This window comes from Sphingopyxis sp. LARHCG72 (assembly GCF_052871675.1).
The window spans coordinates 498,902-512,105 of the sequence record NZ_JBIXJU010000001.1; the positions used below are offsets into that span (position 1 = coordinate 498,902).

The following is a 13,204-nucleotide window of genomic DNA, read 5'->3' on the forward strand; positions in this document are numbered from 1 at the left end:
CCGGGATCTGAGCTGCACCATGCGCGTCGACGCCTTCGATTTCGAACTGCCCAACGAGCGCATCGCGCTCCGCCCCGCGCGGCCGCGCGATGCGGCGCGGATGCTCGTGGTCGATGGCGGCGCGATCGTCGACGCGGGGGTTGCCGATCTGCCCAAATGGCTGCGGCCCGGCGACTGCCTCGTCTTCAACGACACGCGCGTCATCCCGGCGCAGCTCGAGGGGCGACGCGCGCCAAGAGAAGAAGACGGCGCGCAGGGCGCGCCTGGGGCCAGGATCGGCGCGACCTTGCACAAGCGGATCGACCTGCGCCGCTGGCAGGCGTTTGTGCGCAACGCCAAGCGGCTGCGCGTCGGCGAGAGTGTCGACTTCGGCGCCGGGGTCGCAGCGCTCGCCGAGGAGCGGCTCGCCGACGGCAGCTTCATCCTGGCCTTTGCCGGCGACGAACCCGTCGAGGTGCTGCTCGAACGCGCCGGTACGATGCCGCTGCCGCCCTATATCGCGGGCAAGCGTGCGACCGACGAGGACGACCGCAGCGATTACCAGACGATGTTCGCGCGCGAGGATGGCGCGGTCGCGGCGCCGACCGCGGCGCTCCACTTCACGCCCGGCCTGCTCGCTGCGCTGGCCGCCGCGGGCGTCGCGAGCGAAACGCTGACGCTGCACGTCGGCGCGGGCACTTTCCTGCCGGTGAAGGCCGACGATACCGAAGACCATGTCATGCACGCCGAATGGGGGCGGATCGAGGCCGACACCGCGGCACGGCTCAATGCGGTGCGCGCCGCGGGCGGCCGCGTGATCGCGGTTGGCACCACCAGTCTCCGCCTGCTCGAAAGCGCGGCGCGCGATGACGGCACGATCGCGCCCTTTGCCGGCGACACCGCGATCTTCATCACGCCGGGCTATCGGTTCAAGGCGATCGATGGGTTGATGACCAATTTCCACCTGCCGCGCTCGACCCTGTTCATGCTGGTCAGCGCCTTGATGGGGCTCGATGTCATGCAGTCGGCCTATGCCCATGCGATCGGGGAAGGTTATCGCTTTTACAGCTATGGCGACGCGAGCCTGTTGCTGCCGAAGCGATAGTGGCAAAGAGGCTGCCGGGGCAGGTCGGCAGTGGTATGATCGAAGCGCTGAGCCCGTCGGCCGGCACCCGCGCGGCGTGGCACGCCGCCGGCCATGAAAGGGACGTCACCATGACGAACAGCCGAATCGCCCCGCCCGGACTGCACGGCCGGATCATGAGCGCCGACGCCGCCGCCGCGCTGATCGGCCATGAAACGACGGTGGGGATGAGCGGCTTTACCGGTTCGGGCTATCCGAAAGCGGTGCCGATCGCCCTCGCCGCACGGATCGAGGCCGAACATGCGGCGGGCAACCCGTTTCGCGTGCGCGTGTGGACGGGCGCCTCGACCGGCCCCGAACTCGACGGCGCGCTCGCCAAGGCCGACGGGATCGAATTTCGCCTGCCGTACAACAGCGACCCCATCGCGCGCGAAAAGATCAACCGCGGCGAGATGAACTATTTCGACATGCACCTGAGCCAGGTCGCCCCGATGGCGTGGCAGGGGTTCCTCGGGCCGCTCGACACCGCGGTGATCGAGGTGGCGGGCATCACCGCCGACGGCGGGCTGATCCCGTCCTCGTCGGTGGGCAACAACAAGACGTGGATCGACCGCGCCGACCGGATCATCCTCGAGGTGAACAGCTGGCAAAATCCGGCGCTCGAGGGGATGCACGACATATATTACGGCACCCGGCTGCCGCCCGACCGCGTGCCGATCCCGCTCGTGCGTCCCGACGATCGGATCGGCGAGCCGCTGTTCCGCTGCGACCTCGACAAGATCGCCGCGATCGTCGTGACCGACATGCCCGACCGCAACCTGCCCTTTACCCCGCCCGACGGCGCGGCGCGGGCGATCGCGGGGCACCTGCTCGACTTTTTCGCGCACGAAGTGGCGGTGGGCCGGATGCCCGCGTCGCTGCTGCCGATCCAGTCGGGGGTCGGCAATATCGCCAACGCGGTGCTCACGGGTCTGGTCGACAGCCGGTTCGAGAATATGACCGCCTATACCGAAGTCATTCAGGACGGGATGCTCGACCTGATCGATGCCGGCAAGCTGCGGATGGCGTCGGCGACCGCCTTTTCGCTGTCGCCCGAGGCGGCGCTGCGGGTGAACGCCGACATGGCGCGATACCGCGACCGGATGATCCTGCGCCCGCAGGAAATCAGCAATCATCCCGAACTGGTCCGCCGCCTCGGCTGTATCGCGATGAACGGGCTGATCGAGGCCGATATCTATGGCAACGTCAATTCGACGCACATCATGGGCTCGCGCATCCAGAACGGCATCGGCGGGTCGGGCGATTTCGCGCGCAACGCCTTCGTGTCGATCTTCATGACGCCCTCGACCGCGAAGGGCGGGGCGATTTCGGCGATCGTGCCGCAGGTCAGCCATGTCGATCATATCACGCAGGATGTGCAGGTGCTGGTAACCGAACAGGGGCTGGCCGATTTGCGCGGGCTCGCGCCGAAACAGCGCGCGGCGCTGATCATCGAGAAATGCGCGCATCCCGATTTCCGGCCGATGCTCGAGGATTATTATGCCCGCGCGCTCGTGTCCTCTTACGGCAAACATGCCCCGTCGCTGCTGACCGAGGCGTTGTCGTGGCACCAGCGCTTCATCGAAACGGGGTCGATGCGCCCGTAAACGCGCCAGGGCATTTACGGATTCGCAAGGCATTTCAGGCAAATCGCCCCTGTTGGTGGGGACCAACGCGACAATGCAGCAGGATGATCCGGCGCCTCGCGCGGACCATGACAGGGGACCATGAGTGCCGGGCGGCGCCGAACGCGGATTTTTCGGGAAGATCGGGGTGCGCCGCGCGCCGCCGCGGGCCGAGCTGGGGTCGGTGCTCGCGGCCGCTGATGCGCTCCTGCTCGTCCGCAATTACGAGGAATGCGGCCAAGGGTGGTTCTGGTCGACCGACGCCGGCGGGCGGCTCACCTATATCACCGATTCGGTGGCGCAATTGATGGGGCGCACGACCGGGACATTGCTCGGTACGCCGCTTGTCGACCTGTTCCTGCCCGCCGACAGCCACGGCGAACGCCAGCGCACGCTACCCTTCCTGCTGACCCGGCAGTCGCGGTTCGACGAACTGCCGCTGCGCAGCGCGTTCGAGGGCGATGATCGCTGGTGGGCGATTTCGGGCTGTCCGCAATTCGACGGCGGCGGCAAGTTCGCCGGCTATCGCGGTAGCGGTACCGACATCACCGCGCAGCGCCGCTCGGCCGAGGACGCCTCGCGCCTCGCGCTCTATGATTCGCTGACCGGGCTCGCCAATCGATTCCATATTTCCAAGAAGCTCGAGGCGACGCTTGCCGCATTCGCGCAGCAGCAGCGGTCGTGCGCGATCATGCTGCTCGACCTCGACCGCTTCAAACAGGTCAACGACACGCTCGGCCATCCGGCGGGCGACGCGTTGCTGAAGCAAGTCGCCGAACGCCTGCTCAAGATTGCCGGTGACCGCGAGATGGTCAGCCGCCTTGGCGGCGACGAGTTCCAGATCATCCTTCCCGACATCGAGGATCGGGGCAAATTGGGCGACATGGCGGCCGAGATTATCGCCAGCCTGTCGCAGCCCTATTCGGTCGAGGGCAGCCGTTGCATCATCGGCGCGTCGGTCGGGGTCGCCATCGCGCCCTTCGACGGGCTCAGCAGCGACGACCTGGTGCGTAACGCCGACCTCGCGCTCTATGCCGCGAAAGGCAATGGCCGCGGCCGCTTCGCCTTTTATTCGAGCGACCTGCACCAGGCGGCCGAAGACCGGCGCGTGCTCGAAGAGGATCTGCGCGACGCACTCGCGCGCGGCGAGATCGAGCTCGGCTACCAGCCCGTCGTCCATTCGCGGTCGGACATGGTGACGGGGGTCGAGGCGCTTGTCCGCTGGAACCACCGCGAGCGCGGCGCGATATCGCCCGCCGTGTTCATCCCGATCGCCGAGGAAGCCAATCTGATCTGGCCGCTCGGCGAATGGGTGCTCCGCAAGGCGTGCGAGGATGCCGCGCGCTGGCCGGGCGAGATGCGCGTCGCGGTCAACGTCTCGCCGATCCAGTTTGCGAATCCCGACTTGCCCAAGATCGTCGCGAACGCGCTCGCGGCGACGGGGCTGGCGCCCGACCGGCTCGAGCTCGAAATCACCGAAAGCGTGTTCCTCGCCGATTCGACGGAAACGAGCCGGATGTTCAAGGCCTTGAAGGGGCTTGGCGTGCGCCTCGCGCTCGACGATTTCGGCACCGGCTATTCGTCGCTCGGCTATCTGCAATCGGCGCCGTTCGACAAGATCAAGATCGACCAGAGCTTCGTCCGCGATGCGACGATTCCCGGGTCGCGCAACGGCGCGATCATCGCCGCGATCGTTGCGCTCGCCGAGGCGCTGGAGATGGAGACGACCGCTGAAGGCATCGAATCGCTCGACCAGCTCGACCTCGTGCGCAAGCTCAACGTCAGCCACGTCCAGGGCTATGTCTACAGCAAGGCGGTGCCGCAGGCCGAACTGCTCGAACATGCCGAGGCCGGGTCGTGGACGATCAAGCCCGCGGGACCGGCGCGCCAGCGCAACGATCGTTTCTCGCTGTTCCGCAAGGTCGGGGCGATCCACGACAACCACCGCTACGGGGTCGTCATCCGCAACCTGTCGGCCACGGGCGCCTTTATCGAGGGGCTGCTGGACGTCCCCGTCGGTACGCGCTTCGTCATCGATTTCGGCGAGGGCCAGCTCGTCACCGCGACCGTCCGACGGTCGATGCGAGATCAGCAGGGGGTCGAATTCGAACAGACGATGGTCAGCGACGGCAATGGCGGGCTGTGCACGCGGCACCGCGTCTCGCCCTATCTGATCGCCGCGGCCGCGCAGCAGACGAGCGGGCTCGCGCTGCCGTCGTTCACGACCACCGCCGACTGGCGGGCGGCCTGATGCCGGAACCCTGCTGGCGCTGAACCGTATTGTCTTTGACCGCCAACGGACGGAGACCGACATGACCGAGACCAAGATCTTCGCGCGGCTGAAGGCCGATCACGACCGGCACCGCGACCTCCTCGACCGGATCGATGCGACGCAGGGCGACAGCGACGAGCGCCGTTATCTGTTCGAAACCTTCCGCGTCGAGGTGACCGCGCACGCGGCGTCCGAGGAAATGTCGCTCTATGCGACGATGCTCGCGAACCCCGAGCTGCGCGACGAGGCGCAGCACAGCGTCGCCGAGCATAAGGAGATCGAGGATTTCCTGACCGAGCTTTACGAGATGGACTTTTCCTCGACCGGCTGGCTCACCCGCTTCCGGACGATGAAGGACCGCTATCTCCACCATATCGACGAGGAGGAGGAAGAGATGTTCCCGCAGGCGGAAAAGGGCCTGTCGGACGCCAAGAAGCGCGAGCTCATCAAGATATTCGAAAAGGAAAAGCCGAAGGAAAAGGCGAAGGCAGCCGAAGAGGAGCCGTCGAGCGAACACGCGAAGGCGTGACCGGCCGGCCTCGACTTTTGGCCCGCGCGCCGTCATAGGCGCGCGCCATGACCGACAGATTCGCTTTTCATGTCGCCGCGACCGACGGCGCCGCGCGCACGGGCGTGATCCGGATGCAGCGCGGCGACATCCGCACCCCCGCCTTCATGCCCGTGGGCACCGCGGCGACGGTGAAGGCGATGCGCCCCGCCGAAGTGCGCGCGACCGGCGCGGACATCATCCTCGGCAACACCTATCATCTGATGCTGCGCCCGACCGCCGAACGCATGGCGCGGCTGGGCGGACTTCACAATTTCATGGGCTGGGACCGGCCGATCCTGACCGACAGCGGCGGTTACCAGGTGATGAGCCTGTCGGCGCTGACCAAGCAGAGCGAAGAGGGCGTCGCGTTCAAGAGCCACCTCGACGGCTCGCGCCACATGCTGACCCCCGAACGCTCGATGGAAATCCAGCGCCTGCTCGGCAGCGACATCGTGATGGCGTTCGACGAATGCCCGCCCAACGGCGTCGATGCCAAGCGCGCCGAAGCGAGCATGGAGCGATCGATGCGCTGGGCCGTGCGCAGCCGTGCGGGCTTCGACGCGGGCGGCGAGCATGCCGAGCGGTCGGCGCTGTTCGGGATCCAGCAGGGCTCGCTCGACGAGAAACTGCGCGCGCGCTCGGCGGCGGCGCTCACCGACATCGGTTTCGACGGCTATGCGATCGGCGGGCTTGCGGTGGGCGAGGGGCAGGACGCGATGTTCGACGTGCTCGATTTCGCGCCGGGCCAACTCCCCGCCGACAAGCCGCGTTACCTGATGGGGGTCGGCAAACCCGACGATCTCGTCGGCGCGGTCGCGCGCGGGGTCGACATGTTCGACTGCGTGCTTCCGACGCGGTCGGGACGCAATGGGCAGGCCTTCACCTGGGACGGTCCGGTCAATATCCGCAACGCGAAACATGCCGAGGATAGCGGGCCGCTCGATCCGTCATGCAGCTGCCCGGTGTGCACGACCTGGTCGCGCGCCTATCTGCATCATCTCGTGCGGTCGGGCGAGATGCTCGGCGCGATGCTGATGACGCAGCATAATCTGCATTTCTACCAGGATCTGATGCAGGGGATGCGCGATGCGATCGCGGCGGGAACGTTCGCGGTTTTCCAGCGCGATTTCGACGCGCGCTACCGGCGCTAGATCAGTCGAGCTTGCTCAGCAAATCGAGCAGCGATTGGGGAATCGTCTCGTCGACGGTCGATTCATAGGCGCGGCGCAGGGCGCCGTTGACGTCCTGCCCCTTGGCGGAAGGTTTTTTCTCGGCGTCCTTGCCGGAGGTCTCGCCGCGTGGCGAACCGGTTTTAGACGACATTATAGAAGCATCCGCTGGACATGGGGCCTTTTGCTAACCGCGCATACACCAAAGCGCAATGGCGCGTTTGTTCCTTCCCCATGAAACCAATTTACGGTTAAATCGTTCCATAACGTCGAAATATATCGGATGCGGGGCGGGGAGGCGCGCGAATTTGTCCCTTTTCCGGACGCGTTCGCCCCGAATTCTGCGGCTTTCAGGAGGTAAAATATGTCATTGAGTCAGTCGGTTGCGCCGCATCTTCCCTATCTGCGGCGTTATGGCCGATCCATTTCCGGAAACCAGCAGAGCGGCGATGCGCTGGTCGCGCGGCTGCTCGAAACGCTGGTGGCGAACCCGGGCGCGGTCGATATCGGCGCCGATTTGCGCGTCCAGCTCTACCGGATGATCCACGACAATTTCGGGCTGATCGCCGAACAGGCGGCAGCGAAGGACGACGGCACGATGACCGAAATCGCGATCGCCGACGCGCGGTTGCGCCGCATTCCGTCGCTCGCGCGGCAGGCGCTGCTGCTGACCGCGGTCGAGGGTTTCAGCTTCGAGGACACGGGCCGCATCATCGGCCGCGATGCCGAGACGGTGCGCGCGCTGATCGCCGATGCGACCGACGAGATCGACCGCCAGACGCGCGCGCGCATCCTGATCATCGAGGATGAGCCGATCATCGCGATGGACATCGAAATGATCGTCCGCGAACTCGGCCACGATGTTGTCGGGGTCGCGACGACGCACCGCGAGGCGGTCGACGAGGCGCAGAAGCACCAGCCGGGCCTCGTGCTCGCCGACATCCAGCTCGCCGACAACAGTTCGGGGATCGAGGCGGTGCAGGAAATCCTGGCGGACCTCCAGGTCCCCGTCATCTTCATCACCGCCTTTCCCGAACGGCTGCTCACCGGCGACCGGCCCGAACCGGCCTTCCTGCTGACCAAGCCGTACCAGCCCGCGACGCTGCGCGCGGCGATTTCGCAGGTGCTGTTCTTCGACGAATCGACGATTCCGGCCTGACAGCGCGGCGCGGCCCGGCTCTCGCCCTTGTCACGCGCCGCGGCGCGGGTGATAGGGCGAGGCGATGACACTCGTGGATGCTTCCCGCCGCCAGTCGGCGTTCGACCGGCTTGCCGCACATGCCCCGTTCCTCGCGCGGCTGGCCGAGCTCAATCCGGCCGACGTCGATCGCTTCCTGACCGACGGCACCGATGCGGCGCTCGCCGATGTCGCCGCGCCCGCGGTGGACGGCGATATCATGCGCACGCTCCGCCAGTGGCGCGGGCGGATGGCGCTGCTGCTTGCGCTCGGCGACCTGTCGGGCGAACATGATGTGGCGACGACGACGCGGCTCCTGTCCGATTTTGCCGACCGGGCGTGCGACGCCGCCCTCGCGGCGGCTTTTGCCGAACGCGTGCCGGACGAGGAGCCGCGCGGGCTGTCGGTGATCGCGCTCGGCAAGCTCGGCAGCTACGAGCTCAACTATTCGTCCGACATCGACCCGATCCTGATTTTCGACCCCGAAACGCTGCCGCGCCGTTCGCGCGATGACCCGGGCGAGGCGGCGGTGCGGATCGCAAGGCGGATGACCGAAATCCTGTCGGCGCGGACGGGCGACGGCCATGTGCTGCGCGTCGACCTGCGCCTGCGTCCGCATCCCGAAGTGACGCCGATCGTCCTCCCCGAAAGCGCGGCGATTTCCTATTATGAATCCGAAGCGCTCGCGTGGGAGCAGGCGGCGTTCATTCGCAGCCGCGCATCGGCGGGCGATCGCGCGCTGGGCGAGGATTTCCTCGCCGCGATCCAGCCCTTCATCTGGCGCCGCAGCCTCGATTTCCGGCAGCTCAAGGAAATCGGCGCGATGAGCGACCGGATCCGCGACCATTTCGCGCAGGGGCAAGCGTTCGGCCCCGGATTCGACTTGAAGCGCGGGCGCGGCGGCATTCGCGAGATCGAGTTTTTCGCACAGGTCCACCAGCTCATCTATGGCGGCCGCGACCCGTCGCTGCGCGTTCCAGCAACGGTCGATGCGCTTGCCGCGCTCGCCGCGGCGGGGCGCGTCGAGCCCGAGGTCGCCGCCCGGCTGTCGGACCATTATGCGGTGCTGCGCCGGATCGAGCATCGGCTGCAGATGATCGAGGACCAGCAGACGCACAGCCTGCCGACGCACGAGGCGGCGCTCGATTGCGTCGCGCGGCTCGACGGCGAAGCCGACGGTGCGGCGCTGCTCGCCGCGCTGGCGCCGGTCGTGACCGACGTCGGCGCCTGTTACGACCGGCTCGTCGCCGAGCGCGCGGTGACGACGGGCTTGCCGCGCGACGAGGCGGGGCTGGCAGCGCAACTGATGGCGGCGGGGTTCGACCCGCCCGATGCGGCGCTGCGCACGATCGCCGAATGGCGCGGCGGCAAGCTGCGCGCGCTGCGGAGTCCGGCGGCGCAGGGCGCGCTCGAAACGGTGCTGCCCGAACTGGTCAAGGCGCTGGGCGCGGCACCCGATCCGCAGGCGACGCTACTGCGCTTCGACAAGCTCGTCGGGGGCCTGCCGAGCGCGATCAATTTCTTCCACCTGCTCGCCGCGCAGCCCGAACTCGCCAAAATCGCGACGCGCACCCTGTCGCTCGCGCCGACGCTCGCCGAGGCGCTGGGCGCGCGCGTCGAACTGATCGAGGGGCTGATCGACAAGCGCGCGTTCGAGGCGCCCGCGAACAAGGCCGGGCTGCTCGCCGAATGGGCGCCGGGGCTTGCGGGGCTCGACTATGAACGGCTGCTCGACCGCGTGCGCGACCGCGTCGGCGAGCGGCGCTTCGCCTATGGCGTGCAGCTGATCGCCGGGGCGACCGATCCGCTGGCAATCGCGTGCGGTTATTCCGAACTCGCCGAAGCCGCGCTGCAGGTGCTCGCCGATGCGACGGTCGCCGAATTCGTCGCGGCGCACGGGCGTGTGCCCGACAGCGAGCTCGTCGTGCTCGCGCTCGGGCGGCTCGGGGGCAGGGCGCTGACGCACGCGTCCGACCTCGACCTCATCTACCTGTTCACCGGCGACCATCTCGCCGAATCCGACGGGCCGCGCCCGCTCGGCGCGACGACCTATTACAACCGCCTTGCGCAGCGCGTTACCGCGGCGATGTCGGTGCCGACCGCAGCGGGCAAGCTCTATGACGTCGATACGCGCCTCCGGCCGCAGGGCGCGCAAGGCCCGCTCGTCGTCACGCTCGACAGCTTCGAACGCTACCAGCGCGAAGAGGCGTGGACGTGGGAGCATATGGCGCTGCTGCGCGCGCGGCCGGTCTATGGTTCGGATGCGGCGAAGGCGGAGGTCGGGCGCATCATCGCCGAACTGCTCGCGATCCCGCGCGATTCCGTAAAGCTTGTGGCCGATGCCGCCGACATGCGGGGCAAGATCGCCGCGCACAAGCCCGCGAAGGGCGCGCTCGACATCAAGGGCGGGCCGGGCGGACTCGTCGACCTCGAATTCGCGATGCAGGTGACGCAGCTTGCGAGCGGGCAGTGCCACGATCCGAATATCGCCGCGGCGCTCGGGTGTCTGAAGGCGGCCGGGCTAGCGCCGCCCGAAGTCTGCGACGCGCACGGCTTGCTCGCGCGGATGCTCGTGATGCTGCGGCTCACCGCGCCCGAAGGCGAGCCGCCGACCGCCGCGGCGCGGCAGCTCGTCGCGGCGGCGTGCGGCGAGCCCGGCTGGCCGCAACTGCTTGCCGCGCATGACGCGGCGCGGCAGGAGATCGCAAACTGGTGGGCCGCGATTCGGCCCGCCGCACCCCCTCAGTAGGAGACAGGACAATGAGCGGCCCCCAGATCGGCGACGCGATTCCCGCGGTCAAACTTCTCGATGCCGATGGCGCGGCGATCGACCTCGCCGCGATGAAGGGCGCGCCGTTGATCGTCTATTTCTATCCCAAGGCCGATACGCCGGGCTGCACGACCGAGGCGCAGGACTTCACGCGCCTCGCGCCCGAATTCGCGCATCTGCACGCGCAGGTGCTCGCGGTCTCGCGCGATGCACCCGCGAAACTCTGCAAGTTCCGCGACAAATATGGGCTGACCGTCCGTCTTGCTTCCGACGAGGATGGCGCGGTGTGCGAAGCGTTCGGCACCTGGGTCGAAAAGCAGAATTACGGCCGGACCTATATGGGAATCGAACGCTCGACCTTCCTGTTCGGCGCCGATGGCAAGCTCGCGAAAGAATGGCGCAAGGTGCGCGTGAAGGGGCATGCCGACGCGGTGCTGGAGGCTGCAAAAGCGCTTTGACATGACGACGTTGGGTGAAGCCGCGCGCGCGGTCCTGCTGACGCCCGATCCGCACGACAAGCGCCGCGCGGCGCGCGGCTTCGCGCGGGCGTGGCGGCGCGGCGAACTCGTCCATCGCTGCGACACGGCGATGCCCGACCGGCCCGCCTGGCCCGCGGCACCCGAATTGCTCGCGCCGAATGCGATGCCCAAGCGCGGCAAGGGCGGGTCGGCGCGCGGCCGGACCGCGCTGCTCCACGCGCTCGCGCATATCGAATTTGTCGCGATCGACCTGGCCGTCGATCTGGTGGGGCGTTTCAGCGGCGAATTTCCGCGCGCCTTCGTCGACGACTGGATCGCGGTCGCCGCCGACGAGGCGATGCATTTCGCGCTGCTCGACCGGCGCCTTCGCCAGCTCGGCAGCTTTTACGGCGAACTGCCCGCGCATGCCGGTTTGTGGGAAGCGGCCGAGGTCACCGCCGACGACGCGCTGGCGCGGCTCGCGATCGTGCCGATGGTGCTCGAAGCGCGCGGGCTCGACGTCACGCCGTCAACGGTCGAACGCTTCCGCGCGGCCGGCGACGCGGTGTCGGCGAAGATTTTATCGCGGATTTACAACGATGAAATCCGGCATGTGAGCGCCGGCACAGCCTGGTTCGGCTGGAAGTGCGACGAAAGGGGATTCAACGTCGTCGAAACGTGGCAGAGCCTCGTAAAATCGCGCTTCCGCGGCTCGCTGAAGCCTCCGTTCAACGACTCGGCGCGCCACGACGCCGGTTTAACGCAAGAATTCTACGCTGTTATTGCTTCATAAGGATTGGAACAGCACACAGGCTTCCGCGGGGGATGAGCAATCATCCAAACCTAGAAAACACCGGCGCCAAGGCCCTTTTCCGGACTTTGGCGACATGGCAAACGCGGGGTCGTCGTTTTGATTAACACTCTTCTGGCGCAGAAGTTGCACCAAGTCGCGATTCTCTGCGCGGCAGCATGTTTCGGATTGGCCACACCGGCCGCCCACGCTGCCGAAACCAGCGCCGATGCCGGCATTGTCGTTCCCGACGAACCCGATGACGACAGCTTCACCGCTGGCGTTCCGTCGACCGGCGAAGACAGCGAAGCCCGCGCAATCTTTCAGGCGTGGAAGCGCCTCGACACCGGCCTGACCGCTTCGCTCGGCGTTGCAGTCCCCTCGCGCCGCCCGATCGACCAGATGTCGCTGTCGTCGTCGTACGGCATGCGCGTCCACCCGGTCACCGGCAAGGTCGCCCGCCACAATGGCATCGACATTCCGGCGCCGCGCGGCACCCCGATTTACGCAACCGCCGACGGTATCGTCGGCCGCGCCCAGCGCCTCGGCGGCTATGGCAATTATGTCGAAGTCGAGCATGGCAACGCGATCCAGACGCGCTACGGCCATATGTCCTCGTACATCGTCGCCCCCGGCCAGCAGGTGAAGAAGGGCGACATCCTCGGTTACGTCGGTTCGACCGGCCGTTCGACCGGCAACCACCTCCATTATGAAGTCCGCATCGAAGGCGCGCCGGTCAATCCGATGCCGTTCGTTCGTTCGGACCAGATGGCGATCGCCGCGATCACCGGCAAGAATGTCGCGATGGGCGGTCCCGAATAAAAAGCTTTCCTGGGTCGGAGAGGAGGGGCGCCAGGCGGGTCACCGTCGAGGCGCCCTTTTTATTTGGGAACAGGACGCCTATCTAGCGGTCATGGCCACGCAGCTTTCCGATATCACCCTCTCGCCCGCCGCCGCGGCGCGCGTCCGCTGGATTGCGACGCGCAAGGGCGACACCGACGCCGCGCTCCGCCTCGCGGTCGATGGCGGCGGCTGTTCGGGCTTCACCTATCGCTTCGGCCTCGCCGAAAGCATCGACGCCGATGACATTGTCACCGAAACCGACGGGGTGAAGCTGGTCGTCGATCCGGTGAGCATCGACCTTGTCCGCGGCTGCATCGTCGATTTCGTCGATTCGCTCGGCGGATCGTCGTTCAAGGTCGAAAATCCCAATGCGGCCTCGGGCTGCGGTTGCGGCTCCAGCTTCTCGATCTGACGCCTTTCACAGCGGCGTGCTTGCTGGCATAGCAAG

General features: G+C 67.1%; 12 protein-coding genes. 11 read left to right on the plus strand and 1 reads right to left on the minus strand.

Features of this window, described 5'->3' with window-relative positions; translation table 11 throughout:
* The first annotated feature begins 19 nt into the window (after positions 1-19).
* The 5 genes from queA (at position 20) to tgt (ending at position 6,700) form a co-directional block, all read left to right on the plus strand.
* A complete protein-coding gene (gene queA / locus ACIPPQ_RS02515; protein ID WP_446542630.1) occupies positions 20-1,084 on the plus strand; it encodes a tRNA preQ1(34) S-adenosylmethionine ribosyltransferase-isomerase QueA in 1,065 nt (354 codons plus the stop codon).
* 110 nt (positions 1,085-1,194) lie between these two features.
* Complete coding sequence (locus ACIPPQ_RS02520) at positions 1,195-2,709, plus strand: acetyl-CoA hydrolase/transferase family protein (protein ID WP_446542631.1); 1,515 nt, start codon at positions 1,195-1,197, stop codon at positions 2,707-2,709.
* Between the two features lie 124 nt (positions 2,710-2,833).
* Positions 2,834-4,978: an EAL domain-containing protein gene (locus ACIPPQ_RS02525; protein ID WP_446542632.1), complete on the plus strand. Its 2,145-nt coding sequence runs from the start codon at positions 2,834-2,836 to the stop codon at positions 4,976-4,978.
* A 61-nt stretch (positions 4,979-5,039) separates the two neighbouring features.
* Positions 5,040-5,528, plus strand: coding sequence for a hemerythrin domain-containing protein (locus tag ACIPPQ_RS02530; protein ID WP_446542633.1), 489 nt, complete (start codon positions 5,040-5,042; stop codon positions 5,526-5,528).
* A gap of 47 nt (positions 5,529-5,575) precedes the next feature.
* Positions 5,576-6,700 carry a tRNA guanosine(34) transglycosylase Tgt gene (gene tgt, locus ACIPPQ_RS02535; protein WP_446542634.1) on the plus strand — a complete coding sequence of 375 codons (1,125 nt, stop codon included), beginning with the start codon at positions 5,576-5,578 and terminating at the stop codon, positions 6,698-6,700.
* A gap of 1 nt (position 6,701) precedes the next feature.
* Here tgt and ACIPPQ_RS02540 read toward each other — a convergent pair whose 3' ends face one another.
* On the minus strand, positions 6,702-6,872 hold the full coding sequence (locus ACIPPQ_RS02540; protein ID WP_446542635.1) for a NepR family anti-sigma factor: 171 nt from the start codon (positions 6,870-6,872) through the stop codon (positions 6,702-6,704).
* 210 nt (positions 6,873-7,082) lie between these two features.
* On the opposite strand from ACIPPQ_RS02540, the gene ACIPPQ_RS02545 reads away from it, so the two are divergent.
* The 6 genes from ACIPPQ_RS02545 (at position 7,083) to erpA (ending at position 13,168) form a co-directional block, all read left to right on the plus strand.
* Complete coding sequence (locus ACIPPQ_RS02545) at positions 7,083-7,877, plus strand: response regulator (protein ID WP_446542636.1); 795 nt, start codon at positions 7,083-7,085, stop codon at positions 7,875-7,877.
* Between the two features lie 64 nt (positions 7,878-7,941).
* Positions 7,942-10,644, plus strand: coding sequence for a bifunctional [glutamine synthetase] adenylyltransferase/[glutamine synthetase]-adenylyl-L-tyrosine phosphorylase (locus ACIPPQ_RS02550; RefSeq protein WP_446542637.1), 2,703 nt, complete (start codon positions 7,942-7,944; stop codon positions 10,642-10,644).
* An 11-nt stretch (positions 10,645-10,655) separates the two neighbouring features.
* Positions 10,656-11,123 (plus strand): peroxiredoxin, encoded by a 468-nt coding sequence (locus ACIPPQ_RS02555; RefSeq protein WP_446542638.1) that lies wholly within the window; start codon positions 10,656-10,658, stop codon positions 11,121-11,123.
* Position 11,124: 1 nt separating this feature from the next.
* On the plus strand, positions 11,125-11,916 hold the full coding sequence (locus ACIPPQ_RS02560) for a ferritin-like domain-containing protein (RefSeq protein ID WP_446542639.1): 792 nt from the start codon (positions 11,125-11,127) through the stop codon (positions 11,914-11,916).
* A gap of 186 nt (positions 11,917-12,102) precedes the next feature.
* A complete protein-coding gene (locus ACIPPQ_RS02565) occupies positions 12,103-12,735 on the plus strand; it encodes a M23 family metallopeptidase (protein ID WP_446542640.1) in 633 nt (210 codons plus the stop codon).
* A 91-nt stretch (positions 12,736-12,826) separates the two neighbouring features.
* Entirely contained in the window at positions 12,827-13,168 is a 342-nt protein-coding gene (gene erpA / locus ACIPPQ_RS02570) for an iron-sulfur cluster insertion protein ErpA (RefSeq protein WP_446542641.1), read from the plus strand.
* The last annotated feature ends 36 nt before the right edge of the window (positions 13,169-13,204 follow it).

What these genes read in the sequence shown, in the direction of transcription:
- queA (WP_446542630.1), top strand. Translation starts at nt 20, where the DNA reads ATGCGCGTCGACGCCTTCGATTTCGAACTGCCCAACGAGCGCATCGCG.
- ACIPPQ_RS02520 (WP_446542631.1), top strand. Translation starts at nt 1,195, where the DNA reads ATGACGAACAGCCGAATCGCCCCGCCCGGACTGCACGGCCGGATCATG.
- ACIPPQ_RS02530 (WP_446542633.1), top strand. Translation starts at nt 5,040, where the DNA reads ATGACCGAGACCAAGATCTTCGCGCGGCTGAAGGCCGATCACGACCGG.
- tgt (WP_446542634.1), top strand. Translation starts at nt 5,576, where the DNA reads ATGACCGACAGATTCGCTTTTCATGTCGCCGCGACCGACGGCGCCGCG.
- ACIPPQ_RS02540 (WP_446542635.1), bottom strand. Translation starts at nt 6,872, where the DNA reads ATGTCGTCTAAAACCGGTTCGCCACGCGGCGAGACCTCCGGCAAGGAC.
- ACIPPQ_RS02545 (WP_446542636.1), top strand. Translation starts at nt 7,083, where the DNA reads ATGTCATTGAGTCAGTCGGTTGCGCCGCATCTTCCCTATCTGCGGCGT.
- ACIPPQ_RS02550 (WP_446542637.1), top strand. Translation starts at nt 7,942, where the DNA reads ATGACACTCGTGGATGCTTCCCGCCGCCAGTCGGCGTTCGACCGGCTT.
- ACIPPQ_RS02555 (WP_446542638.1), top strand. Translation starts at nt 10,656, where the DNA reads ATGAGCGGCCCCCAGATCGGCGACGCGATTCCCGCGGTCAAACTTCTC.
- ACIPPQ_RS02560 (WP_446542639.1), top strand. Translation starts at nt 11,125, where the DNA reads ATGACGACGTTGGGTGAAGCCGCGCGCGCGGTCCTGCTGACGCCCGAT.
- erpA (WP_446542641.1), top strand. Translation starts at nt 12,827, where the DNA reads ATGGCCACGCAGCTTTCCGATATCACCCTCTCGCCCGCCGCCGCGGCG.